18 protein-coding genes are annotated in these 21,758 nt (G+C 74.4%); all 18 read left to right on the top strand.

What is annotated here, in order from left to right:
- Nucleotides 1–981: an AAA family ATPase gene (locus tag FQ330_RS05020; protein WP_225792695.1), complete on the top strand. Its 981-nt coding sequence runs from the start codon at nucleotides 1–3 to the stop codon at nucleotides 979–981.
- Nucleotides 978–2,354 (top strand): DUF58 domain-containing protein, encoded by a 1,377-nt coding sequence (locus FQ330_RS05015; RefSeq protein WP_146355717.1) that lies wholly within the window; start codon nucleotides 978–980, stop codon nucleotides 2,352–2,354. Before FQ330_RS05020 ends, FQ330_RS05015 begins: the two co-directional genes overlap by 4 nt.
- Entirely contained in the window at nucleotides 2,351–4,654 is a 2,304-nt protein-coding gene (locus tag FQ330_RS05010) for a transglutaminase family protein (RefSeq protein WP_146355715.1), read from the top strand. The genes FQ330_RS05015 and FQ330_RS05010 overlap by 4 nt, the downstream gene beginning before the upstream one ends.
- The gene (locus FQ330_RS05005) at nucleotides 4,651–6,150 is read left to right on the top strand and encodes an RDD family protein (RefSeq protein WP_146355713.1); all 1,500 of its coding nucleotides are present in this window, start codon (nucleotides 4,651–4,653) and stop codon (nucleotides 6,148–6,150) included. The genes FQ330_RS05010 and FQ330_RS05005 overlap by 4 nt, the downstream gene beginning before the upstream one ends.
- Nucleotides 6,147–6,974: a PP2C family protein-serine/threonine phosphatase gene (locus FQ330_RS13255; RefSeq protein ID WP_192575849.1), complete on the top strand. Its 828-nt coding sequence runs from the start codon at nucleotides 6,147–6,149 to the stop codon at nucleotides 6,972–6,974. The genes FQ330_RS05005 and FQ330_RS13255 overlap by 4 nt, the downstream gene beginning before the upstream one ends.
- Nucleotides 6,971–8,335 carry an FHA domain-containing protein gene (locus FQ330_RS04995; protein WP_146355711.1) on the top strand — a complete coding sequence of 455 codons (1,365 nt, stop codon included), beginning with the start codon at nucleotides 6,971–6,973 and terminating at the stop codon, nucleotides 8,333–8,335. Before FQ330_RS13255 ends, FQ330_RS04995 begins: the two co-directional genes overlap by 4 nt.
- Entirely contained in the window at nucleotides 8,332–9,813 is a 1,482-nt protein-coding gene (locus tag FQ330_RS04990) for a serine/threonine-protein kinase (RefSeq protein WP_146355709.1), read from the top strand. The genes FQ330_RS04995 and FQ330_RS04990 overlap by 4 nt, the downstream gene beginning before the upstream one ends.
- Entirely contained in the window at nucleotides 9,806–10,531 is a 726-nt protein-coding gene (locus FQ330_RS04985) for an FHA domain-containing protein (protein ID WP_225792694.1), read from the top strand. The genes FQ330_RS04990 and FQ330_RS04985 overlap by 8 nt, the downstream gene beginning before the upstream one ends.
- Nucleotides 10,532–10,547: 16 nt before the next feature.
- Nucleotides 10,548–15,116: an FtsK/SpoIIIE domain-containing protein gene (locus FQ330_RS04980; protein WP_146355707.1), complete on the top strand. Its 4,569-nt coding sequence runs from the start codon at nucleotides 10,548–10,550 to the stop codon at nucleotides 15,114–15,116.
- Between the two features lie 82 nt (nucleotides 15,117–15,198).
- Nucleotides 15,199–15,486 carry a WXG100 family type VII secretion target gene (locus FQ330_RS04975; protein ID WP_128189931.1) on the top strand — a complete coding sequence of 96 codons (288 nt, stop codon included), beginning with the start codon at nucleotides 15,199–15,201 and terminating at the stop codon, nucleotides 15,484–15,486.
- A gap of 171 nt (nucleotides 15,487–15,657) precedes the next feature.
- The gene (locus FQ330_RS04970; protein WP_128189931.1) at nucleotides 15,658–15,945 is read left to right on the top strand and encodes a WXG100 family type VII secretion target; all 288 of its coding nucleotides are present in this window, start codon (nucleotides 15,658–15,660) and stop codon (nucleotides 15,943–15,945) included.
- Nucleotides 15,946–16,103: 158 nt separating this feature from the next.
- Complete coding sequence (locus FQ330_RS04965) at nucleotides 16,104–16,412, top strand: flagellar protein FlgN (protein WP_128189932.1); 309 nt, start codon at nucleotides 16,104–16,106, stop codon at nucleotides 16,410–16,412.
- A gap of 19 nt (nucleotides 16,413–16,431) precedes the next feature.
- On the top strand, nucleotides 16,432–17,652 hold the full coding sequence (locus FQ330_RS04960; RefSeq protein ID WP_128189933.1) for a hypothetical protein: 1,221 nt from the start codon (nucleotides 16,432–16,434) through the stop codon (nucleotides 17,650–17,652).
- 40 nt (nucleotides 17,653–17,692) lie between these two features.
- Nucleotides 17,693–18,313, top strand: coding sequence for a hypothetical protein (locus tag FQ330_RS13250; protein WP_192575848.1), 621 nt, complete (start codon nucleotides 17,693–17,695; stop codon nucleotides 18,311–18,313).
- Nucleotides 18,310–19,110, top strand: a complete 801-nt coding sequence (locus FQ330_RS04955; RefSeq protein ID WP_192575847.1) for a hypothetical protein — start codon at nucleotides 18,310–18,312, stop codon at nucleotides 19,108–19,110. Before FQ330_RS13250 ends, FQ330_RS04955 begins: the two co-directional genes overlap by 4 nt.
- The gene (locus FQ330_RS04950) at nucleotides 19,107–19,730 is read left to right on the top strand and encodes a protein TPRXL (protein WP_146355703.1); all 624 of its coding nucleotides are present in this window, start codon (nucleotides 19,107–19,109) and stop codon (nucleotides 19,728–19,730) included. Before FQ330_RS04955 ends, FQ330_RS04950 begins: the two co-directional genes overlap by 4 nt.
- A gap of 71 nt (nucleotides 19,731–19,801) precedes the next feature.
- Nucleotides 19,802–20,077: a hypothetical protein gene (locus FQ330_RS04945; RefSeq protein WP_146355701.1), complete on the top strand. Its 276-nt coding sequence runs from the start codon at nucleotides 19,802–19,804 to the stop codon at nucleotides 20,075–20,077.
- Entirely contained in the window at nucleotides 20,074–21,750 is a 1,677-nt protein-coding gene (locus tag FQ330_RS04940) for a hypothetical protein (protein ID WP_146355699.1), read from the top strand. Before FQ330_RS04945 ends, FQ330_RS04940 begins: the two co-directional genes overlap by 4 nt.
- Nucleotides 21,751–21,758: the final 8 nt, after the last annotated feature.

The following is a 21,758-nucleotide window of genomic DNA, read 5'->3' as shown; positions in this document are numbered from 1 at the left end:
ATGAGCGCACCGATGACCCGAGAGCAGGCGGCGTGGTTCGCCGAGACGTTCACCCGACTCGTCGACACCGTCGGCGGCGTCGTGCTCGGCAAGGACGACGTCATCCGGCTCGCGTTCACCGCGATGCTCGCCGAGGGCCACCTGCTGCTCGAGGACGCGCCCGGCACGGGCAAGACGCAGCTGGCGAAGTCGATGGCGGCGACCGTGCAGGGCACGAACCACCGCATCCAGTTCACGCCCGACCTGCTGCCCTCCGACGTCACCGGCGTCACCGTCTACGACCAGAAGACCGGCGAGTTCGAGTTCCACAAGGGCCCGATCTTCGCCTCGATCGTGCTCGCCGACGAGATCAACCGCGCGAGCCCGAAGACCCAGTCGGCGCTGCTCGAGGTGATGGAGGAGGGCCGCGTGACCGTCGACGGCACCCCCTACTCGGTCGGCCGCCCGTTCATGGTCATCGCGACGCAGAACCCGATCGAGCAGGCCGGCACCTACCGCCTGCCCGAGGCGCAGCTCGACCGCTTCCTCATGAAGACGTCGATCGGCTACCCCGGCCGCGAGCAGACGGTCCGCATCCTCGCCGGCGCCTCGAACCGCAACGCATCCGCCGGCGTGCAGCCCGTGATCACCACCGGTGCGATCGCCGAGATGATCGACCTCGCCTCGACGGTGCACGTCGACCACGCCGTGCTCGACTACGTCGCGCAGCTCTCGGAGCACACCCGCGAGTCGAAGGACACGCGCCTGGGCGTCTCGGTGCGCGGCGCGATGGCGCTCATGCGCGCGGTCAAGGTGTGGGCCGCGTCGAAGGGCCGCGCGTTCGTGCTGCCCGACGACGTCAAGGAGCTCGCGCAGTCGGTGTGGGCGCACCGCATCGTCATCGACCCCGAGGCCGAGTTCTCGGGCGTCACCGGCGACCGCATCATCGACCGGGCCATCGCCGACGTCGCCGCGCCGCAGGACCGGCAGCACGCTGCATGACGACGGCGCCCGAGCGGGCGACGTCGACCGCGCCCCCACCTGACACCGACATCGCCGGCGTCGCCGACACCGGCGCATCCGGCACCACCCGGCTGCGCCGCGCAGCGCTGCGCGACCGCACGCCGCTGCAGCGCGCGCTCGACGCGGTCGTGGGCGACGAGTCGGTCGTCTCGGCGTGGTGGCGGCAGGCGGTGCGGTGGCTGCGCGTGCGGGTGTGCCCCGTGCTCGAGCCGATCACCGGCTTCGGCTGGGCGGTGCTCGTCGGCACGGCCGTCGCGCTCGTCGCGGGCATCGGGCTCGGCTGGAAGGAGCTCATCGTCATCGGCATCGCCGGGGCGCTGCTGCTCGTCGGCGGCATCGGCTTCATCGTCGGGCGCAACCGGTACCGCATCGAGCTCGACCTCGCCTACACGCGCGTCGTCGTCGGCGAGCGGGCGCTCGGCCGGATCGAGATCCACGCCGCCTCGACGAAGCCGCTGCTGCCCGCGACGATCGAGGTGCCCGTCGGGAAGGCGCTCGCCTCGTTCCACCTGCCGCGCATGCAGCCGGGCGACGTGCACGAGGACGTCTTCGCGATCCCGACGAGCCGCCGCACGATCCTGCAGGTCGGCCCCGTGCGCTCGGTGCGCGGCGACCCCGTGGGGCTGCTGCGACGGCAGGTGAAGTGGACCGATCCGGTCGAGCTCTTCGTCCACCCGAAGACGGTGCAGCTCGACGAGACCGCGCCCGGCCTCATCCGCGACCTCGAGGGCATCACCACCCGCGACCTCACGAGCAGCGACATCGCGTTCCACGCGCTGCGCGACTACGTCGCGGGCGACGACCGCCGCTACATCCACTGGAAGTCCTCCGCCCGCACCGGCCAGCTCATGGTGCGCCAGTTCGAGCAGACCCGGCGGAGCGTGCTCGCGCTCGGGCTCTCGACGAGCCCCGACGACTACGCCGACCCGCAGGAGTTCGAGACCGCCATCTCGATCCTCGGCTCGCTCGGCCTGCAGGCGGTGCGCGACGAGATGGATGTCGTGGTGCAGACCTCGCGCCGCACGCTGCCGGCGACGACCGGCAAGCGGCTGCTCGACGCGCTCTCGGGCGTCGAGTGGTCGCCGCGCCACGACCGCTTCCTCGACCTCGCCGCGACGATCGCGCGGCAGCACGCCGGGGCATCCGTCGTCATGCTGCACGCCGGCGCGAACGTCGACCCCATGCTCGTGCGCCGCGCGCGCACGCTGCTGCCGACGCAGGCGCGCGTCATCGTCTTCACCGTCGTGCGGGGCGCGAGCCCCAAGCTCCGGCCCATCGGCGACGTCGCGCTCGCGACCATCGGCTCGGTCAGCGACCTGCCGCGCGTGATGCGGGGGGTGGCGCTCCAGTGAGCCGCGACCAGCTCCTGCCGCGCACGCCGGTGCAGGCAGCGATCGACTGCGGCGCCGTGCTGCTCGTCATGGTCGCGGCGACGCTCTCGTTCGGGCCGGTCTTCGGCGGCCACGCGTACCTCGTCGCCGGCATCGGCGGCGCGCTGGCCGGCATCGCCGTGGGCGTCGCGACGAGCCTGCGGCCGCTGCGCAGCTGGCTCATGACCGCCGCGGGCGTCGTGCTGGCGCTCATCGTGCTGGGGCCCGCGCTCGCGGTGCCGCGCAGCACCCTGTTCGGCGTGCTCCCGACGCTCGAGGCGTGGCGCGAGCTGCTGCTCGGCGTCGTCTACTCGTGGAAGGGCCTGCTGACCGCCGAGCCGCCCGCCGAGGGCTTCCCGAGCCTCCTCGTGGTGCCGTTCCTCACGATGCTCGTGTGCGCGACGCTCGCGACGGTGCTCGCCCTGCGGCTGCGCCGGGGCGCGCCCCTCGCGATGCTCCCGGGGCTCCTCGCGCTCGTCGTCGGCATCGCCTTCGGCACCAAGATCGCCTTCTGGCCGATCGCGCTCGGCGTGGTCGTGGCGGGCGTCGTCGTCGCCTGGTGGGCCTGGCGCCGGGCGTCGTGGCGCACCGGGCTCAACGACGAGGTCGAGGTCACGAACGACACGCGCCACCGGGTGCGCGCGCGCCGGCAGCGGTCGCGCGGCGCGATCGCGATGATCGCCGCCGCCATGGCGGTCGCTGCGCTCGTGAGCATCCCGATCCAGCCGCAGAGCCGCGCCGTGCTGCGCGACGTCGTCGAGCCGCCCATCGAGCTCGCCGAGCACCCGAGCCCGCTCGCCGGCTTCCGCGACTGGCACAAGAACTTCGACGAGGAGGCGCTCCTCACCGTCCGCGGCATGCCCGAGGACGGGCGGCTGCGCATCGCCACGTTCGACTACTACGACGGCACCGTCTTCGCCGTCGCCGGCGCGCAGCAGACCAGCGGCTCCGGCTCGTTCGCGCGCATCGGCGACGAGGTGCTCGTGCAGCAGTCGGGCGACCCGGTCGAGGTGCGGGTCGACCTGCAGGCGTACTCGGGCATCTGGGTGCCGGGCGTCGGCTACACGCAGTCGCTGCGCTTCGACGGACCGCGCGCCGGCGAGCTGCAGGGCTCGCTGCACTACAACGGCCAGACCGGCACCGCGATCGCGCTCGACGGGCTCGCCGCCGGCGACGCCTACACGCTCGAGGCGATCGTGCCCGAGCAGCCCGACATCGACGAGCTCGAGGGCGTCGCGATCACGAGCGTCGAGGTGCCGGAGCCCGCGGTCGTGCCCGACCTGCTGCAGGCGTGGGTCAACGAGCGCGGCGCGACCGGCCAGAACCAGTTCGAGAACATCCTCGAGATGCAGCGGCTGATGACGAGCGGCGCCTTCAGCCACGGCCTCGAGGGCGACTTCCCCTCGCTCGCCGGCCACGGCGCATCCCGCATCCAGTCGATGTTCGACCAGGAGGTGCTGCTCGGCGACGACGAGCAGTACGCGACCGCGTTCGCGCTCGCGCTCTCGCGCATCAACGTGCCCTCGCGCGTCGTGATGGGCCTCTACCCGGACGACGGCTTCACGGGCGGCGACGAGCCGGTCGAGCTCACCGGCGGCGACATGCACGCGTGGGTCGAGATCCCGTTCGAGGGCTACGGCTGGGTGCGGTTCGACCCCACGCCGCCCGAGGACAACGACAGCATCCAGCCGGAGCCCGAGCCGCAGCCGCAGCCCAAGCCGCAGGTGCTGCAGCCGCCGCAGCCGCCGGAGGAGCCGGCCGAGCTCTCGCCCGACACGGTCGCCGACGAGGGCCAGGAGGACGACGAGGAGGTCGAGGACGCCTCGTGGGGGATCTGGCTCTGGATCGCGGGCGGCGTGCTGCTGCTGCTCCTGCTGCTCCTGCTGCCCTTCTTCGTCGTCGGCGCGCTGAAGGCCGCGCGGAGGAAGCGGCGCTTCCGCGCCGAGCGCGAGAGCGACCGCCTCTCGGGCGGCTGGCACGAGGTCGTCGACCACGCGGTCGACCTGGGCCTGCCCATCCCCGCCGGCGTCACCCGCCGCGAGGTCGCCGGGGTCGTGGAGGATCGCTACCCTCGGTCGAGGGCGACGGCCATCGGCGACTTCGTCGACGAGGGCGTCTTCGGACCGGGCGAGCCGGCCCGGGATGACGTGGATGCGTTCTGGGCGGACGTGGAGCGCAGCGTCAAGGGCATGCGCTCGGAGGCGACGCCGCGGCGACGCCTGCTGAGCACGCTCTCGCTGCGGTCGTTCGCGAGGCGCAGGCAGGAGCGGAGGCGACGATGATCTGGGAGATCGACGAGGGCAGGACGGTCGTCGAGGGGCTCGACGAGTCGGGCCGGCCCGACCCCGAGTACGCCGCCGCGCTCGGGCTGCGCCCCGCCCCCTTCGGGCGCCGCGCGCTCGCCTCGGCCATCGACCTCGCCGTCTTCGCGCTCGTGCACCTGCCGTTCTGGATCGTCGCGCTGCCGACGGTGCTGAAGGTCGTCACGGGCTCGCTGCAGCCCTACGGGCTCGTGTCGCACCCGGACTTCGTGTGGATGGTGGTCGCGACCGTCGTCTCGGCCGTCCTCGCCACCGCGTTCTCGATCGTCCAGATCGTGCTGCACGGCCGCAGGGGCGTGACCCTCGGCAAGGCCTTCGTCGGCATCCGCAGCGTCAACGTGGCGACGCTGCAGCGGCCCGGGGTCGGCAGGGCGCTGCTGCGCGCGCTCGTGCTGTGGGCGAGCAGCGCGCTGCCCGTGCTCGGCACCGCGCTCTTCCTCGCCTCGCCGCTGCTCGACAGCGAGAAGCGAGGCAGGGGCTGGCTCGACAAGGTCGGCCGCACCTGGTTCGTGGATGTCCGCGACGGGCTGGATCCGTACCACGACAAGAAGATGCGCATCGCGCGGAAGACGATCGCCGCCGAGCCGGAGGCGGCCAAGTCGCAGCTGCCGTCGCTCGCGACCCCCGCCGACCGGCTCGCGCAGGCCTACCGGCCCGGCGCCCGCACGAGCTCCGGCGTCGTGGGCGCCGCGCGCCCCCAGCAGCCCGGCGGCGACGCCGTCGGCATCGGCGCGCAGCCGACGGAGCCCGCGCCCAGCCACACCGTGCCGGGCATGCCGGCGGGCGGGGCCCGCCTCGGCGGGTACCGGCCGGGCGAGCTGAGCGGCGCCGCGCGCCCCATCGCACCCTCCTCGCCCTCGCCCGGCGCCGGCGAGGGCCTCGGCGGCATCGTCGACAGCGTGCCCGGCGGCCGCCCGGCCCCGGCCGCGAGCCGTCCGGTCGCCCCGCCGACGCACCCCGCCCCCGCGCCGTCGGGCCCGATCGACGAGCACACGATCATCGAGCCGGATCTCGACGGCGGCTTCGACGACGGCTCGGACGAGGGCATCGACGACCGCACCGTGCGCCGCGTGGAGGTCGTCGAGGCAGACGACGACCTCGGCGCCACGCGCGCGCGGGCGTCGACCCGCGCGGCTGTCGCGACGCTCGCGTTCGACAGCGGCGACCGGTTCGCCATCACGGGCGCCGCGCTCATCGGGCGCAACCCCGCGCCGGCCGCCGGCGAGGTCGTCGAGCACCTGCTGCCGATCGCCGACGACACGCGCTCGATCTCGAAGACCCACCTGCTCATCACCGCGGCGCCGCTCGCGGCGGTCGACCGCGCGTCGACGAACGGCTCGAGCGTCGTGCGCGGCGGTGTCGAGCACCCGCTCGCGCCGGGTGCGCCGTTCGCGCTCGTGCCCGGCGACGTCGTGCGGTTCGGCGACCGCACCGTGACGGTGGAGGGGTTCGCGTGAGCGCCGTCGGCGAGTTCCGCTTCAGCCACCCGTCGATCGCGCTGCGCTGGGCGGGCGCCACCCACCCCGGCGCGCGCCGCACGGTCAACGAGGACTCCGTCTTCGCCTCCTTCCCGGTCTTCCTCGTCGCCGACGGCATGGGCGGCCACGCCTCCGGCGACGTCGCGAGCGCGCTCGCGGTCGAGGCGTTCCGCAGCCTCAAGGGCCGCACGCTCGCCGACGTCGCGTGCGTCGAGGAGGCGGTGGAGCGCGCCTTCGACGACGTGCGCACGCGCGCGCTCGGCGAGCCGATCGGCGGCACGACGCTCACGGGCTCGGTGCTCGTCGACGTCGACGGCGTCGCCCACTGGCTCGTGCTCAACATCGGCGACTCGCGCACCTACCTCTTCGAGCAGGGCGCGCTGCAGCAGGTGACGGTCGACCACTCCGTCGTGCAGGAGCTCGTCGAGGCAGGCGCCCTCCGCCGCGCCGAGGCCCGCAGCCACCCGCACCGCAACGTCATCACGCGCGCCCTCGGGCCCGGCGAGCGCCAGGCCGCAGACGTGTGGCTGCGCCCCGCCGAGCGCGGGCAGCGCCTGCTCGTCTGCTCGGACGGGCTCACCGGCGAGGTCGAGGACGACGAGATCGCCGAGATCCTCGGCGACGTCGCCTCGCCCGCCGCCGCCGCGGCGCTGCTGCTGCGCCGCGCCCTCGACGCCGGCGCGCCCGACAACGTCTCGGTGGTGGTCGTCGACGTCGACGCCGTCGCCCTCGCCGACGGCGACCTGCACGACACGCACGCGCAGTCGGTCGACGACACGATCCCGAGGGAGGCGCTGCGATGAGCGCACGCATCGAGTACGCGCCCGGCGAGGCCTGGTGCGTCGCGGCCGGCCGCGTGGTGCTGGTCTGCGAGCGCGACCTGCCGCCCGTACGGGCGCGGGCGCTGCACGACGCCGCGGCCGCGGTCGAGTCGGTGGACGACCTCCGCGCGGTGCTCGACGTCGAGCCCGCCGCGCTCCTGGGCCTCGTCGACCTGCCGGGCGAGCGCACGCTGCTGCGCCGCCTCGGCGTGCCGGCGACGACCGCCGAGGCCGCGCTGCCCGACCGGTTCGGCGCCGAGTGGGCGGCGGATGCGCTGCGGCCCGACGAGGCGGTGGCCGCGGGCGGCCTCGCGGCGCTCGACGCCGCGACGCTCCCGTTCGACGGCGGCGTCGTCCGCGTCGCCGCCGTGCGCGTCGCGCCGGTCGTCGAGCCCGAGCCCGCGCTGCCGGCGGCGGACGCCGCGCCGGAGCCCGCGCCCGCGCCGGCGGCGGGTGCGTTCGGGCAGACGGCGCCCATGCCCGCGCCGGCTCCCGCGCCGACGCCGGCCCCCGCCCCCGCGCCGGCCCCCGCCCCCGCGCTGACGCCGCCCGCGCCGGACGAGGATCGCGCAGCGGCCGACGTCCCCGCCGACACGGGCAACCCGATCGGCGGCCTCATCGACTCCGTGCCGGGCTTCATCCGGCCCGCGGTCGACGTGCGGGCGATCCCCGAGCCCTCACCGCCCGCACGCGCGGCCGAGCCCTCGACACCCGCCGCCGCATCCGCGCCCGAGCCGGTGCTCCCGCCCGCGGCCGCCGGCGACCACGACGGCATGACGATCACCGCCGAGCAGGCGCGCCGGCTGCAGGCCGAGCGGGCCGAGGGCGGCGCTCGCGAGCCGGCGCCCGCCACCGGACCGCTCGTGCTCTCGACCCTGTGCCCGCGCGGCCACGTGAACGCGCCCGGCACGGCGCACTGCGCCCAGTGCGGCGCGCGCGTCGACGAGAGCTCCGCCGCGCAGCGCCGCCGGCCCGAGGTCGCGGTCGCCGTGCTGCCCTCCGGCGAGCGCGTGCCGCTCGGCCGCGGCGTGGTCGTCGGCCGCCGCCCGCGCTCCCGCCGGGTCGAGGACGGCCGCGTGCCGCGCCTCGTGACCGTCGACAGCCCGGGCGAGGACGTCTCGCGCAGCCACCTCGAGCTGCGCATCGAGGACTGGAACATCGTCGCCGTCGACCTCAGCTCGACGAACGGCACGCTGCTGCTGCGCGAGGGCTCGGCGCCGCAGCGGCTGCGGCCCGAGGCGTCGACGATCCTGCAGCTCGGCGACCGCCTCGACCTCGGCGACGGCGTCGTGCTCACGATCGAGCCGGTCGGCGACGCGGCCCCCGACGGGACGACCCGATGAGCCCGAAGCGCGCGCCCTCGGCCCCGCCCGAGCTGCCCGGCTACGACTACGTCTCGCTGCTGGGCTCCGGCGGCTTCGCCGACGTCTTCCTCTACCAGCAGCTGCTGCCCTCCCGCCGCGTGGCCGTGAAGGTGCTGCTGCCCGACGCCGTCGACCGCGAGCTCATCGAGAACTTCCGCCACGAGGCGAACGTCATGGCGCAGCTGTCGACCCACCCGTCGATCGTGACGATCTACGGCGCCGCCGTCGCGCCCGACGGCCGCCCCTACCTCGCGATGGAGTACTGCCCGAAGCCCAACCTCGGCGTGCGCTACCGGCGCGACAAGTTCGCGGTGCCCGAGGTGCTCTCGCTCGGCGTGCAGATCGCCGGCGCCGTCGAGACCGCGCACCGGGCGGGCATCCTGCACCGCGACATCAAGCCCGCGAACATCCTCGTGACTGCGTACAACCGCCCCGCGCTCACCGACTTCGGCATCGCGACGAGCGCCGGCGGCGCCGACGACACGAGCGGCATGTCGATCCCGTGGTCGCCGCCCGAGGCCTTCCAGGATCCGCCTCGGTCGAGCCCCGCATCCGACGTCTTCTCGCTCGCCGCCACGCTCTCGACGCTGCTCGCGGGCCGCACGCCGTTCGAGCTGCCCGGCGGCAGCAACACGAGCGTCGACCTCATCGACCGCATCCAGCGGGGCGAGATCTCGCCGCTCGCCCGCCACGACGTGCCCCCGCGCCTCGAGGCGGTCCTCGCGTCGGCGATGGACCCCGACCCCTCGCGCCGCTACGCGTCGGCGGTCGCCTTCGGTCGCGCGCTGCAGCAGGTCGAGGCCGAGATGGCGCTGCCGGTGACGCCGCTCGACGTGCTCGACGACTCGCTCGACGCCGACGAGGTCGACGAGGAGGACGGCGGCGCGACGCGCATCCGCGGGGTCGTCTCGATCGACCCGCACGCGGGCGAGCCGGCGCCGAGCGCGCTCGGCGCCCCCGACGCCACGATCCGCCGCCCGCGCCCCGGGCAGGCGGCGGCGGATGCGCCCGCACCGGTCGTGCAGGACGCCCCGGCCCCGGCGGCGCCAGGCCCGCGCCGCACGGCGGCGATCGTCGGCGCCGCGCTCGTCGTGCTCGTCGGCGGCGGCATCGTGTGGATGGCGCTCGCGGCCGGCGACGAGCCGCCGCCGTCGGGGAACCCCTCGGCGACGGTCGCCGCGCCGGCGCCCGCGCAGCGGCCGCCGCAGCCGATCAACGTCGTCGGCGAGGCCGCCGGTGAGACCGTCGTGTTCCGCTGGGTCAACGCCCAGCCGCAGGACGGCGACACGTTCCAGTACCGCACCGAGCCGAGCGACGCCGACCCGGTGACCGCGATCGTCAACACCCCGGAGGTGGCCGTGCAGCGCGATCCTGATGGCGAGACGTGCGTGCTCGTGCGGCTCGTGCGGGCCGACGGGCGCGCCTCGAACGACGCGACGGGGTGCGTCGATGGCTGAGGCGCCCGTGCTGCAGATCGAGTTCGCCGGCGAGTGGTGCACGCTCGACCCGGCGAAGCCGTTCGTGATCGGCCGCGAGGGCGACCTCACGGTCGACGACAACCAGTACCTGCACCGCGCGTTCCTCGAGCTGCGCCACCACGACGGCCTGTGGTGGCTCTCGAACGTCGGCTCGCGCCTGTCGGCGACCGTCTCGAGCGCCGGCGGTGCCGTGCAGTCGTGGCTCTCGCCCGGCGCGCGACTGCCGATCGTGTTCTCCGAGTGCTCGATCGTCTTCACCGCGGGCCCCACGACGTACGAGCTGGGGCTGCACTGCGACGACGCCTCGTTCGCGATGTCGACCGAGCACCGCCGCCGCTCGTCGGGCGAGACCACGGTCATGCCGGTGGGCCTGACGCAGCTGCAGAAGCTGCTCATCGTGGCACTCGCCGAGCCGATGCTGCGCCGCGACGGGGTGGGCGTGAGCGAGCTGCCCTCGAGCGGCGCCGCCGCCGAGCGGCTCGGGTGGACGATGAGCCGCTTCAACCGCAAGCTCGACAACGTCTGCGACAAGCTCGATCGGATGGGCGTGCAGGGCCTGCGCGGCGGTGTCGGGAAGCTCGCGAGCAACCGTCGCGCCCGCCTCGTCGAGTACGCCGTCTCGTCGCAGCTCGTCACCCGCGCCGACCTCGACCTGCTCGACGACCCGGCGCTGCGCGACGCCGACGACCAGGACTGACCGTGAGGATCCCTGCATGAAGGTCAAGCTGACCCTCCACCGCCCGGCGACCGAGGCGACCGACGTCGTCATCACCGCCGACTCGACGGCGACGGTGGAGGACGTGGCGCGGCAGATCGCGCTCGCCGACCCGGCGCGCTCGATCCCGTGCTCCGATGCCGACACGCTCACCCTCGCCGTCGCCCCGCCCACCGAGCAGGCGCTCGTGCAGCTCCAGCCCGATGCGCTCATCGCCGAGGCGCCGATCGGCAGCGGATTCCACACGCAGGTCGTGAACCTCGGCGACGCCGGGGCGCAGCGGGGCGGCCGCGCAGGCACCGCGCTCGAGGCGGTCGCGGTGCTGCGCGTCGTCCGCGGCCCGCTCGCGGGGCAGGAGTTCCAGCTCGCCCGCGGGCACGCGACGATCGGCCGCGACGCCGCGAACGACATCGTGCTCGCCGACCCGCTCGTGTCGAAGCGGCACGCCCGCATCGAGGTGGGCGCGCACATCGAGGTCGTCGACCTCAACTCGGCGAACGGCGTGCTCGTCGACGGCGGCCTCGTCTCCCGCCTGCGGGTCGTGCCGGGGGCGGTCTTCACCATCGGGGACTCCGACCTGGCCGTCTCGCTCGTGGGCGCCTTCGACGCATCCGGCCCCGACCCCGTGCTCGAGCGCGGCGGCGCGCTCATGTTCAACCGCAGCCCGCGCGTCGAGGCGCGCTACCCGGGCACCGCCTACAAGGGTCCGCGGCTGCCGAAGGAGATGGTGCAGCGGCTCTTCCCGTGGCCGATGCTCGTGACGCCCATCCTGCTCGCCGGCGCGCTGTTCGCGATGACCAACAACCCCCGGTCGATCATCATCGCGCTCATGACGCCGCTCATGCTGCTCGGCAACTTCATCAACATGCGCACCCAGAACGGGCAGAAGCGCAAGCTCGAGACGCAGCTGTTCGAGACCCGCTACGAGGAGCTCGAGGAGACGCTCTACCGCGAGAAGCCCGTCGAGGAGCGGCTGCGCGGCCTCGAGGTGCCGCCGGTCGCCGAGGTCTTCGAGCACGCGATGCGGCTCGGCCCCATGCTCTGGACCCGGCGCCCCGAGCACTGGAACTTCCTCTCGGTGCGGCTCGGCACCTGCCGCGCCGAGTCGCGCAACTCCATCAAGGACGAGGAGTCGCAGGACGGCCTGCCCGAGTACATCGAGCGCGTCGAGCGCCTGCGCGAGCGCTACCGCTACGTCGACGACGTGCCGATCGTCGAGTCGTTCTCGGCGGTCGGCTCGATCGGCGTGGCGGGCCCCAAGTCGCTCGCGGCGGATGCGCTGCGGGGCCTGGCGGTGCAGCTGTACGGCCTGCACGCCCCCAACGAGGTCGTGACCGTGGCCATCTGCGACGCGGAATGGACGGGCGAGCTCGAGTGGATGAAGTGGCTGCCGCACACCACGAGCGAGACGAGCCCCTTCAACCAGATGCCGCTCGCCGACTCCGCCACGGCCGGCGCCGCGCTGCTCAACGCGCTCGAGGAGCTCGTGCTCGGCCGCTCGAAGCAGGCCGCGCCCGACCGCAAGACGCCGTTCGACGAGGAGTGGGACCCGATGCGGTACGGCTCCGACGTCGAGCGCGCCGCGAAGGACACCGTCACGAGCATCCAGACCTCGGTCGTGCTCGTCGTCACGAACGACGCGCCGGTCGACCGCCCGCGCCTCACGCAGATCCTCGAGCGCGGCTCGGCGGTGGGCGTCTACGGCGTCTTCGTCGCGCCGACGGTGGAGTCGCTGCCGGCCGTCTGCCGCTCGTTCGTCGACGTCTCCGCGGGCCTCGGCGCCGCGCGCGTCGGCACGGTGCGCTCGGGCGTCGACTACGAGGGCGTCACCGTCGAGGGCGTCTCGAACGACTACATGCAGATGCTCGCGAAGCGCCTCGCGCCCGTCGTCGACGCGAGCATCGTGATCGACGACTCCTCCGACATCCCCGACTCCGTCATGCTGCTGAACCTCGTCGGGCCCGAGCTCGCCGAGGACCCGAGCGCGGTCGTCGACCGGTGGCGGCAGGGCAGCACGATCCTCGACCGCTCGGGCGCGCAGAAGCCGCGGCTGAAGAAGGCAGGCACCCTGCGAGCCATCATGGGCCAGGGCGCGACGGACGCGATGACGCTCGACCTGCGCACGCAGGGCCCCCACGCGCTCGTCGGCGGCACCACGGGCGCCGGCAAGTCGGAGTTCCTGCAGGCCTGGGTGCTCGGCATGGCGGCGGCGCACAGCCCCGACCGCGTCACGTTCCTGTTCGTCGACTACAAGGGCGGCTCCGCGTTCGCCGACTGCGTCGAGCTGCCGCACTGCGTCGGGCTCGTCACCGACCTCAGCCCCCACCTCGTGCGTCGCGCGCTCACGAGCCTGCGCGCAGAGCTGCACCACCGCGAGCACCTGTTCAACCGCAAGAAGGCGAAGGACCTGCTCGAGCTCGAGAAGCGGCAGGACCCGGAGACGCCGCCGGCGCTCGTGCTCGTCATCGACGAGTTCGCGGCGCTCGCGGGCGAGGTGCCCGAGTTCGTCGACGGCGTCGTCGACATCGCGCAGCGCGGCCGCTCGCTCGGCATCCACCTCATCATGGCCACGCAGCGGCCCGCCGGCGTCATCAAGGACAACCTGCGCGCGAACACCAACCTGCGGGTGGCGCTGCGCATGGCCGACGAGTCCGACTCCAAGGACGTCGTCGACGACCCCGTGGCCGCGTCGTTCCCGCCGTCCATCCCCGGCCGCGGCATCGCGAAGACGGGGCCGGGCCGGCTCGTCCCGTTCCAGTCCGCCTACGCGGGCGGGTGGACGCGTCCCGACGAGGCGAAGCCCGCCGACGTGAAGGTCGCCGAGCTGCGGTTCGGCTCGGTGCAGCGCTGGGAGCCGGAGGCCGCGCCCGAGTCGGACTCGCACGACGAGGACCTCGGCCCCAACGACCAGAAGCGCATGGTGCGCACCCTCATCGAGGCGACGCGGCTCGCCGGCATCCCGGCGCCCCGCCGCCCGTGGCTCGACGACCTGGAGACGACGGTCGACCTGCGCGACCTGCCGCAGGACGGCGACGGCCGCATCGTGCTCGGGAAGGCCGACATCCCCGAGCGCCAGCGGCAGGACGCCGTGCACTTCCACCCCGACCGCGACGGCTCGCTGCTCGTGTACGGCACCTCCGGCTCGGGCAAGTCGACGCTGCTGAAGACGATCGGCATCGCCGCCGGGATCCGGCCGGAGCTGAGCCGCGCCGAGGTGTACGGCCTCGACTTCGCCTCCGGTGCGCTGAAGTCGCTCGAGGTGCTGCCGCACGTCGGCTCGATCATCGCCGGCGACGACGCGGAGCGCGTGCAGCGGCTGCTGCGCTCGCTCGGCCGCGAGCTCGACCGTCGCGGGAAGGCCTTCGCCGCCGCGAGCGCCGCGAGCCTGACCGAGTACCGCGAGCTCGTCGACCCGTCGACGAGCCGCATCTTCCTGCTGCTCGACAACTTCCCGCAGTTCAAGGCCGACTGGGAGATCACGAGCGCCAGGTCGCCGTTCTACCAGGTCTTCATGCGCATCCTCGGCGAGGGCAGGCCGCTCGGCATCCACGCGGTCGTCACCGCCGACCGCTCAGGCGCGGTGCCGACGGCGGTCAGCTCGAACATCTCGCGCCGCGTCGTGCTGCGCCTCTCGGACGAGTCGGGCTACATGCTCGTCGGCGCCCCGAAGGACGTGCTCGACGACCGGTCGGCGCCGGGGCGCGCGATCGTCGACGGCCTCGAGATGCAGGTCGCGACGCTCGGCGGCACGCCGAACGTGGCCGAGCAGACGAAGCTCATGGGGCAGCTGGCGCAGGCGCTGCGCGAGCAGGGCGCGCCCGACGTCGAGGAGATCGGGGCGCTGCCCACGCGGCTCTCGCTCGAGCAGCTGCCGGACCGCGTCGACGACCTGCCGGTGCTCGGCGTCGCCGAGGACACGCTCGCGCCGCGCGACTTCGACCCGGTCGGCACGTTCATCGTCGCGGGGCCGCCCGGATCGGGCAAGACGAACGCGATGCGCGCGCTGGTCGTGGCGATGGAGCGGTTCGACCCCGACGTGCGGCTGTTCCACTTCGCGGGGCGCCGGTCGGCGCTCGAGGGGTTCCGGCCGTGGGTGCGCAGCGTCACGAAGCCGGATGCCGCGAAGGAGCTCGCGACCGAGCTCGCCGAGATCGTCGGCGACGAGTCGATCCCGGGCCGCATCATGATCGTGGTCGAGAACGTGCCGCAGTTCGCCGACTCGGACGCCGAGCGGGCGCTCAAGGCGCTCTTCCAGGCCGTCAACCGCAGCGACCACCTGCTGATCGGCGACGCCGACATCACGCAGGTGACGGGCGGGTACGGCTTCATCGGCGACTTCAAGGCCGGCCGGAAGGGCATCGTGCTGAAGCCCGACGCCTACGACGGCGACTCGGTCTTCAAGGTGCCCTTCCCGAAGGTCAAGCGCGGCGACTTCCCCGAGGGCCGCGGCATCTTCGTGCAGCAGGGCCGCGCGGTCACGGTGCAGCTGCCGCTCGTGCCGGAGGGCGCCGCGCTCGCCCCGCAGGCGCAGCCCGAGCCCGCGGGCATGGGGAGTCCTCCCCATTGATGGGGGAGGGGCCCCTCCGTAGCGTGGGGTCTCGGATGGTCCGGCTGGGCCATGGATCGGCAACGATGAAGGGATCGGACCCATGAGCGATTTCGGCGCCTCCTATGCGGAGATGGAGTCGGTGGCGGGCAAGCTCGACACCGGCAAGGAGGACATCTCGGGTGTCCTGAAGGACCTGAAGAGCCAGGTCGACACCCTGCTGGGTGAGGACTTCAAGACGCAGCACGCGTCGGGCAAGTTCGGCGAGGGCTACGAGGAGCTGACGACCGGCCTCGAGCAGGCGATCGAGGGCATCTCCGACATGGGCGAGGCCCTGCGCGGCATGATGCAGGCGATCCAGTCGCTCGACGAGCAGATGGCCGGCAGCTGACCGCAGCGGCATCGAGGGGCCCGGCAGCGATGCCGGGCCCCTTCCGCGTGGTCCGGGCAGGGCGATCCGGGTGGGCACCTCTCCCCATCGCGCTCCCAGCGCGCGAATCGTAGAGTCTTCCTCAGGTGGCCCGGTCGGGCCGGCGGAACACGATCCGAAGAGGAGACGGCCATGAGCGATTTCGGTGCTTCCTATGCCGAGATGGAGTCGGTGGCGGGCAAGCTCGACACCGGCAAGGAGGACATCTCGGGTGTCCTGAAGGACCTGAAGAGCCAGGTCGACACCCTGCTGGGCGAGGACTTCAAGACGCAGCACGCGTCGGGCAAGTTCGGCGAGGGCTACGAGGAGCTGACGACCGGCCTCGAGCAGGCGATCGAGGGCATCTCCGACATGGGCGAGGCCCTGCGCGGCATGATGCAGGCGATCCAGTCGCTCGACGAGCAGATGGCCGGCAGCTGAGCCGATGCTCGCTGAGGGGGCCGGCGACGTCGGCCCCCTCCACGCGGAGCGGAGCGGCGCGCACCGGGTGGGGAGTCCTCCCCATCGCCGGGCGCGGCGGCCCCGCATAGGTTGGGAATGACGGAGGGCGCGACTGCCGCGCCGAGCAAGGGGAGATCATGCACGACGTGCTCATCACGTTCGATGAGCTGCTCGCTCTGCGCATGCAGCTCGACGAGATCATCACCGAGCTCGAGAGCGCCGGCGACCGGTCGAGCGAGCTCGAGGCCGCGATCGGGCGCCCGTTCGGGCGCGGCGACCTCCGCGACCGGGCCGGCGACTTCGAGAGCCGCTGGAACGACAAGCGGGTCGACCTCGCCCGCGACATGACCAAGGTGCGCGACCACGTCCAGGGCGTGCTCGAGGGCTTCGCCGAGTTCGACCAGGAGGCCGCGCTGAAGCTCGAGTCCTCCGACGCCGCGGCCTGATCCGACGGAGGAGACCGAGATGGTGTACGCAGGACCGCAGTCGCCCAAGGGCCGCTGGATCGAGTACGTCGAGGGCGACGCCGGCAGCATCGTCGAGCGCGGCGAGCGCATCGAGCAGCTCGGCCAGTCGATGATCGCGAGCGCCGACACGCTCGAGCAGGTGAAGGACGGCGCCGACGGCCAGCGGGGCCTCGCGGTCGAGAAGCTGCGCGAGGTGGTGGGCGACACCTACGGCCTGCTGCGCGAGGCCGGCGAGCTCTACGAGCCCACCGGGCCCGTGCTCATCGCCTACGGGGAGGCGCTCGCCGACGTGCAGCCCAAGATCACCGTGCACGTCGACGAGTGCGCCGCGCTCTGGGCGACGTTCCAGTCGCTGCCCGGCTCCGTAGAGCCGCGCGGCACGGGCGGCTGGTTCGAGCCGGAGGCCGACAGCCCCGAGGCGCAGCAGCAGGCCGAGGAGGACGCCGCGAAGCTCGCCGCCTACGAGGCGTGGGAGGCGGAGGCCGGTCGCTGGGACGCCGACTACGACACGTGGGAGGACGCGTTCGACACCGCCGCGAAGGACATCGGCGAGGTGCTCGAGGGCAAGGTGAAGGACGGCTTCTGGGACAACGTCGACGGGTTCGTCGCCGGGCTCCAGAAGGCGCTGGCCTGGGCCGGCCTCGTGGTGGGCGTGCTCGCGATCATCGTCGGCGGGCCGATCCTGGCCCTCATCGGCGCCGTGATCGGCGTGATCGCGCTCGCGCTCACGATCTACCAGAAGATGCGCGGCGACGCCGGCTGGATGCAGCTCGGGCTCGCGATCGTCGGCGTCCTGCCGTTCGGCAAGCTCGGCAAGATCGCCGGCGGCAAGTTCAGCTTCGCCGACGACATGTTCGGCGGCGCCTTCGGCAAGACGGCATGGAGCGCCGCCGGCTCGCAGGCGCGCGAGCTCGGCTTCGCCTACCTGTTCCACGGCCGCGGCGCGAGCGGCGTGCTCGGGGGCCTGCGCCAGTTCGTCACCGGCAACAACCCCAACGGCATCGGCGACGTGATGGCGCGGCTGCTGACCGGGCGCGACATCGCCGCCTACGAGAAGATGAGCGACGGTGCGACCGGCATCCTCCCCGCGCTCGCCACCGCATCCGACCTCATGCACGGCCTGATGGGCGTGCCGCTCAAGTACGACGGCTGGATCTCGATGTTCAGCGGGCATGAGACGATCAAGAAGCGGTTCCCGGCCTTCGACATCCTCTGGTGAGCGAGGGCTCGGCGACGGGCGGCGACGGAGGGTGCGAGCGGTGACGGACATGTGGCGGATCTCTGCGAGCACGGCCGCTCCCGGCTGGCTCGGCATGCCCGAGCCGGGCGGCGACGACGCCGGCTGGGTGGCCGAGCGCTCCGAGGGGCTGCGGCGCGCGTTCGGCGAGCGGTGGACGCCCGAGCTCGACCGCGCGGTGCCCGTGCTGCTCGAGGCCGGCCTGTCGCGGCGCGACCCCGACGACCTGCTCGCGTGGCAGGTGTGGCCGGGCGCGCTGCCCGTGTTCGCCGTCGTGCGCGCCCGCGTCGTCGACAGCGCCGCGATCCCCGACTGGCACGAGTCCGGCACCGCCGTGCAGCCCTTCGGGAGCGCGGCGCTCGGCGACGGCGTGCAGGTGAGCGCGACCGCCTCCATCGACGACGTGCAGCCGGGCGCCGCCGCGGGCTTCGTGCTCTACGCGTTCGACGACGGCGCGGCGACCGTCGTCGTGTCGGTCGAGCCGACGCTCGCCGAGGTGCTGGCGCTGTGCATGCCGGGGCTGCGCGACCTCGTCGACGGCATCGAGGTGCACCGGCCCGACGGCTCGGCGTTCCGCGGCTCGCCGCACCCGGCGTTCGTCGCCGACGAGGCCGGCTGGCCGCTCGAGGAGGGTGCCGCGTGAGCCTGCGCCACGAGAGCGCCCTCGCCTGGGCCGACGACCTCTCCGCCGCCGCCGAGCCGCGCCTCGGGATCCTCGAGGCGTACGCGCTGCAGCGGCATCCGGAGGCCCTCGCCCACATGGGTGACGACGGCGCCGGGCTCGCCCGCGTCGCCGCCGCGAAGGGCAGCGGGATGGCGGGCCTGTGGCTCATGCTGCCCGCGCTGCTCGCGCTCATCGCCCCGCTCATCGGCCTCGCCGCCATCCTCGGCGACCCGCTCGGCCTCCACCGCATGGACGCGAGCACCTCGGTGCCGATCGCCGGCGCCTGCTTCGCGATCGCCGCCGTCGTGCAGGCGGTGGCCGCCGGCTGGTGGCTGCGCGGCCGCCGCGAGCGCCACGGCACGCTGCTGCTGCTCGGCTTCGGCACCGCGGTCCTCGCAGGCCTCACCGCGTGGGCGATGAGCAGCGCCGGGGCGCTGCAGGCCGTCGCCGACGCGGGCCCGTGGCGCGTGCCCGTGCTCATCGCCGGCGTCCTCGGGCTCGCGCTCGGCGTGCTCGTGCTCGTCGCCGGCTCGCGGGTCGACGCGGGCGCGGCGGAGCGCGAGGCGGCCGAGCGCGCGCACGACGGCGATCGCCTCCGCGCCGCCCTCGCGACGATCCCCGCGAGCGAGCTCGACCGCATCCGCGCCGACCGCGACGGCGCCATCGCGCTGCTCGTCGAGCGCGGGCGCATCCCGGCCGAGACAGGGGAGCGGGCGCAGCGCGCCGAGCTCGGCACGCTGCACCGCATCGACACCGAGGCGAGGGGACGCCGATGAGCCAGGACACCGACCTTCGGGCCGCGCTCGGCGCGCCGCCCGAGCCCGACTTCGAGCTCGAGCTGCCGCCGGGCTGGACGCGCCACCGGCCGGACCGCGCCGAGCAGGAGGCGATGACGGCGAGCGTGCGCGCGCGGGCCATGCAGGCCCACCGGCCCGACCTGCTCGCGCAGGCGCAGTCGATGCTGCGCGAGTCGTTCGAGAGCATGCGGCGCGGCGACGTGCGCGCGTTCTTCACCCCCACCGAGCCGGGCGACGACACGCTCTGGATGCCCGCATCCATCCTCGCCTCGGTGCGCCGGGCCCAGCCCGACGTGTCGCTCGACGACGTCGTGCGCCACGCGATCCGCGAGTACGGCGCGACCGCGCTCGACGACGACCGCCGCATCGTGCGCTTCGAGCGCGACCGGCTCGAGTCGATGGGCGACGAGTCGATGCGGGTGCTCACCGTGGTCTACCTCACGCCCATGCCGGGCACGCACCGCCGCGCGGCGCTGCAGCTGACGGCGACGCTCGCCCGCCCGCTCGACGTCGAGGCAGACGACCCGCTCGTCGACGGCATGCGGGTGCTGTTCGACGCGTGCGCGTCGACGCTGCGCTGGGTGCGCCCCCGCCCGTAGGCGCGCCATGGGGAGTCCTCCCCATTCCCGCCCGGCGCCGCGCTCCCTAGCGTCGCAGGCGAGGGGGCTCCATGACCGACATCCGCATCTCCTACGCGGAGCTCGACGGCGCGGTCTCGCACCTCGAGCACGTGGCCCGGCAGCTGGGCGCCTCCGATCGCACGAGCGGGGCCGTCGCCGAGGCGGTCGGCCACGAGCTGCTCGCCGCGCGGGTGCTCGACTTCGCCGACACGTGGGACGACACGCGCGAGCGCTTCCAGGAGGCCGCGGAGCGCCTCGCGGCGACGGTCGACGGGATCGCCGACGCCTTCCGGCACGCCGACCGGCGGCTGGCGGCCGACGGATGAGCCTCGGGCAGCTCGAGGGGCGGTGGCCGGTCGTCGAGGGCCACGGCGACGCCTACCGCCGCACCGCCGCCGCGATCGAGCAGGCGATCGCGCACCTCGACGCGATCCGCGACGAGGAGGCCACCCGGGCGCAGGCGTTCGACCGCGTGCGGGAGGCGGCGGGCGAGGTCGCCGAGCAGCTCGGGCGCGCGACCTCGCGCTACGCCGTCGCGGGCGAGGCGCTCGTCGACTACGCCGAGCAGCTGCGCGTCGCGCAGGACGAGGCCGACGAGGCGGATGCGCGGTGGCGGGCGGCCGACGCCGCCGCGACGGCGGCCGCGGCCGAGCGCGACCGGCTGGCCGTCCAGGCCGCCGGTGCCGACGCAGCCGCCGCCCTCGTCGCCGAGCAGCAGCGCGTCGTCGCGCAGCACGCCGCGGCGCGGGAGGCCGCCGCCGACGCGTGGGCCCTGGCGCGGGAGCGCAAGGAGCGGGCGGCGGCGGATGCGGCGGCCCGCATCCGCGCGGAGGTCGCGGGCTCGTCGCTGCGCGACTCGCTGTGGGACGACGTGCGCGGCGCCGTCGGCGACCTGCTCGAGGCGGTGGCCGACGCGCTCGTCGAGGCGATCCGGTGGCTCGGCGCGATCGTCCTCGCCGCCGTCGCGGCCGTCGTCGCGGCCGCGCTCGCGATCGCCGTGATGGCGACGGGGCTCGTCGGCCTGCTCATCGGCGGGCTCGCGCTGCTCGTCCTCGGCTCGTGGGTCGCAGGCGGCGGGTTCGAGGCCTTCGTGCGCACGCTCGTCGCCACCGGCTCGCTCGAGGCGGCGCTCGTCGGCGGCACGATCGGCTGGCTGCACGGCACGCTGCCGTGGCTCGCCGACTGGCTCGTCGCCGGCGACGCGGGCGCGCCGCAGCTCGTGTGGAGCGGCGCGCAGCCGGCGCGCACGGGGGAGCCGGGCGGCTTCGGCGACCACCTGGCCCGCCTGCAGGCCGACAACCGCGGCGTCGACGCGCACGCCGGCGGACCGACGGGCACCGACCCGGCCGCCTCGACGATGGTCACCGTGACCGCGGTGACCGACGGGGCGGCGACGGTGTGGCGCGTGCACATCCCCAGCACGCAGATGTGGAAGCCGGGCTCGTCCTCCATCAACGACGTGCACGCCGGCGTGGCGGCGACCCTCGGCCACGGGCCCACGCAGCTCGAGCGTGCGGTGGTCGAGGCGATGCGCCAGGCGGGCGTGCCGCAGGGGGCGAGCGTGCTGCTGTCGGGGTGGAGCCTCGGCGGGCTCACGGCCGCGCGCCTCGCGGCCGACCCCGCCTTCACCGCCGCGTACGACGTCGACGCGGTCGTCGTGGCGGGAGCGGGCATCGACGCGACGGCCATCGGCGGCCACATCCCCGTGCTCGCGTTCGAGCACGGGCGCGGCGACGGCACGGTCGACCCGGTGCCGCTCGCCGAGGACCCGAGGCTGCCGAGCCTCGCCGCCGACGCGCACCGCACCACGGTGCGGGTGCCGCCGCCCGGGTTCGCCGGGCCCGTGCCGCACGACGGGCGGTCGTACCAGGCCACGATGCAGGAGCAGGGCGACCTCGCGGGCTCGCGCCCGGCGACCTGGATGGCGCTCCACGACCTCGAGCGCTACTTCGTCGGGCTCGAGCAGCCCCACTCGTCGATCTTCGTGCGCGGCCGCTGATGGGGCGG

Source organism: Agrococcus sediminis, from assembly GCF_007923295.1.
Taxonomy (GTDB): domain Bacteria; phylum Actinomycetota; class Actinomycetes; order Actinomycetales; family Microbacteriaceae; genus Agrococcus; species Agrococcus sediminis.
This window is presented reverse-complemented; position numbering and strand designations above follow the sequence as displayed.

Excerpts from the sequence above, each read along its gene's own strand:
- FQ330_RS04980 (WP_146355707.1), top strand. The coding sequence starts at position 10,548 with ATGAAGGTCAAGCTGACCCTCCACCGCCCGGCGACCGAGGCGACCGAC.
- FQ330_RS04960 (WP_128189933.1), top strand. The coding sequence starts at position 16,432 with ATGGTGTACGCAGGACCGCAGTCGCCCAAGGGCCGCTGGATCGAGTAC.
- FQ330_RS04970 (WP_128189931.1), top strand. The coding sequence starts at position 15,658 with ATGAGCGATTTCGGTGCTTCCTATGCCGAGATGGAGTCGGTGGCGGGC.
- FQ330_RS04995 (WP_146355711.1), top strand. The coding sequence starts at position 6,971 with ATGAGCGCACGCATCGAGTACGCGCCCGGCGAGGCCTGGTGCGTCGCG.
- FQ330_RS05015 (WP_146355717.1), top strand. The coding sequence starts at position 978 with ATGACGACGGCGCCCGAGCGGGCGACGTCGACCGCGCCCCCACCTGAC.
- FQ330_RS04945 (WP_146355701.1), top strand. The coding sequence starts at position 19,802 with ATGACCGACATCCGCATCTCCTACGCGGAGCTCGACGGCGCGGTCTCG.
- FQ330_RS04990 (WP_146355709.1), top strand. The coding sequence starts at position 8,332 with ATGAGCCCGAAGCGCGCGCCCTCGGCCCCGCCCGAGCTGCCCGGCTAC.
- FQ330_RS04965 (WP_128189932.1), top strand. The coding sequence starts at position 16,104 with ATGCACGACGTGCTCATCACGTTCGATGAGCTGCTCGCTCTGCGCATG.
- FQ330_RS04975 (WP_128189931.1), top strand. The coding sequence starts at position 15,199 with ATGAGCGATTTCGGCGCCTCCTATGCGGAGATGGAGTCGGTGGCGGGC.
- FQ330_RS04950 (WP_146355703.1), top strand. The coding sequence starts at position 19,107 with ATGAGCCAGGACACCGACCTTCGGGCCGCGCTCGGCGCGCCGCCCGAG.
- FQ330_RS05005 (WP_146355713.1), top strand. The coding sequence starts at position 4,651 with ATGATCTGGGAGATCGACGAGGGCAGGACGGTCGTCGAGGGGCTCGAC.
- FQ330_RS04985 (WP_225792694.1), top strand. The coding sequence starts at position 9,806 with ATGGCTGAGGCGCCCGTGCTGCAGATCGAGTTCGCCGGCGAGTGGTGC.
- FQ330_RS05020 (WP_225792695.1), top strand. The coding sequence starts at position 1 with ATGAGCGCACCGATGACCCGAGAGCAGGCGGCGTGGTTCGCCGAGACG.
- FQ330_RS04940 (WP_146355699.1), top strand. The coding sequence starts at position 20,074 with ATGAGCCTCGGGCAGCTCGAGGGGCGGTGGCCGGTCGTCGAGGGCCAC.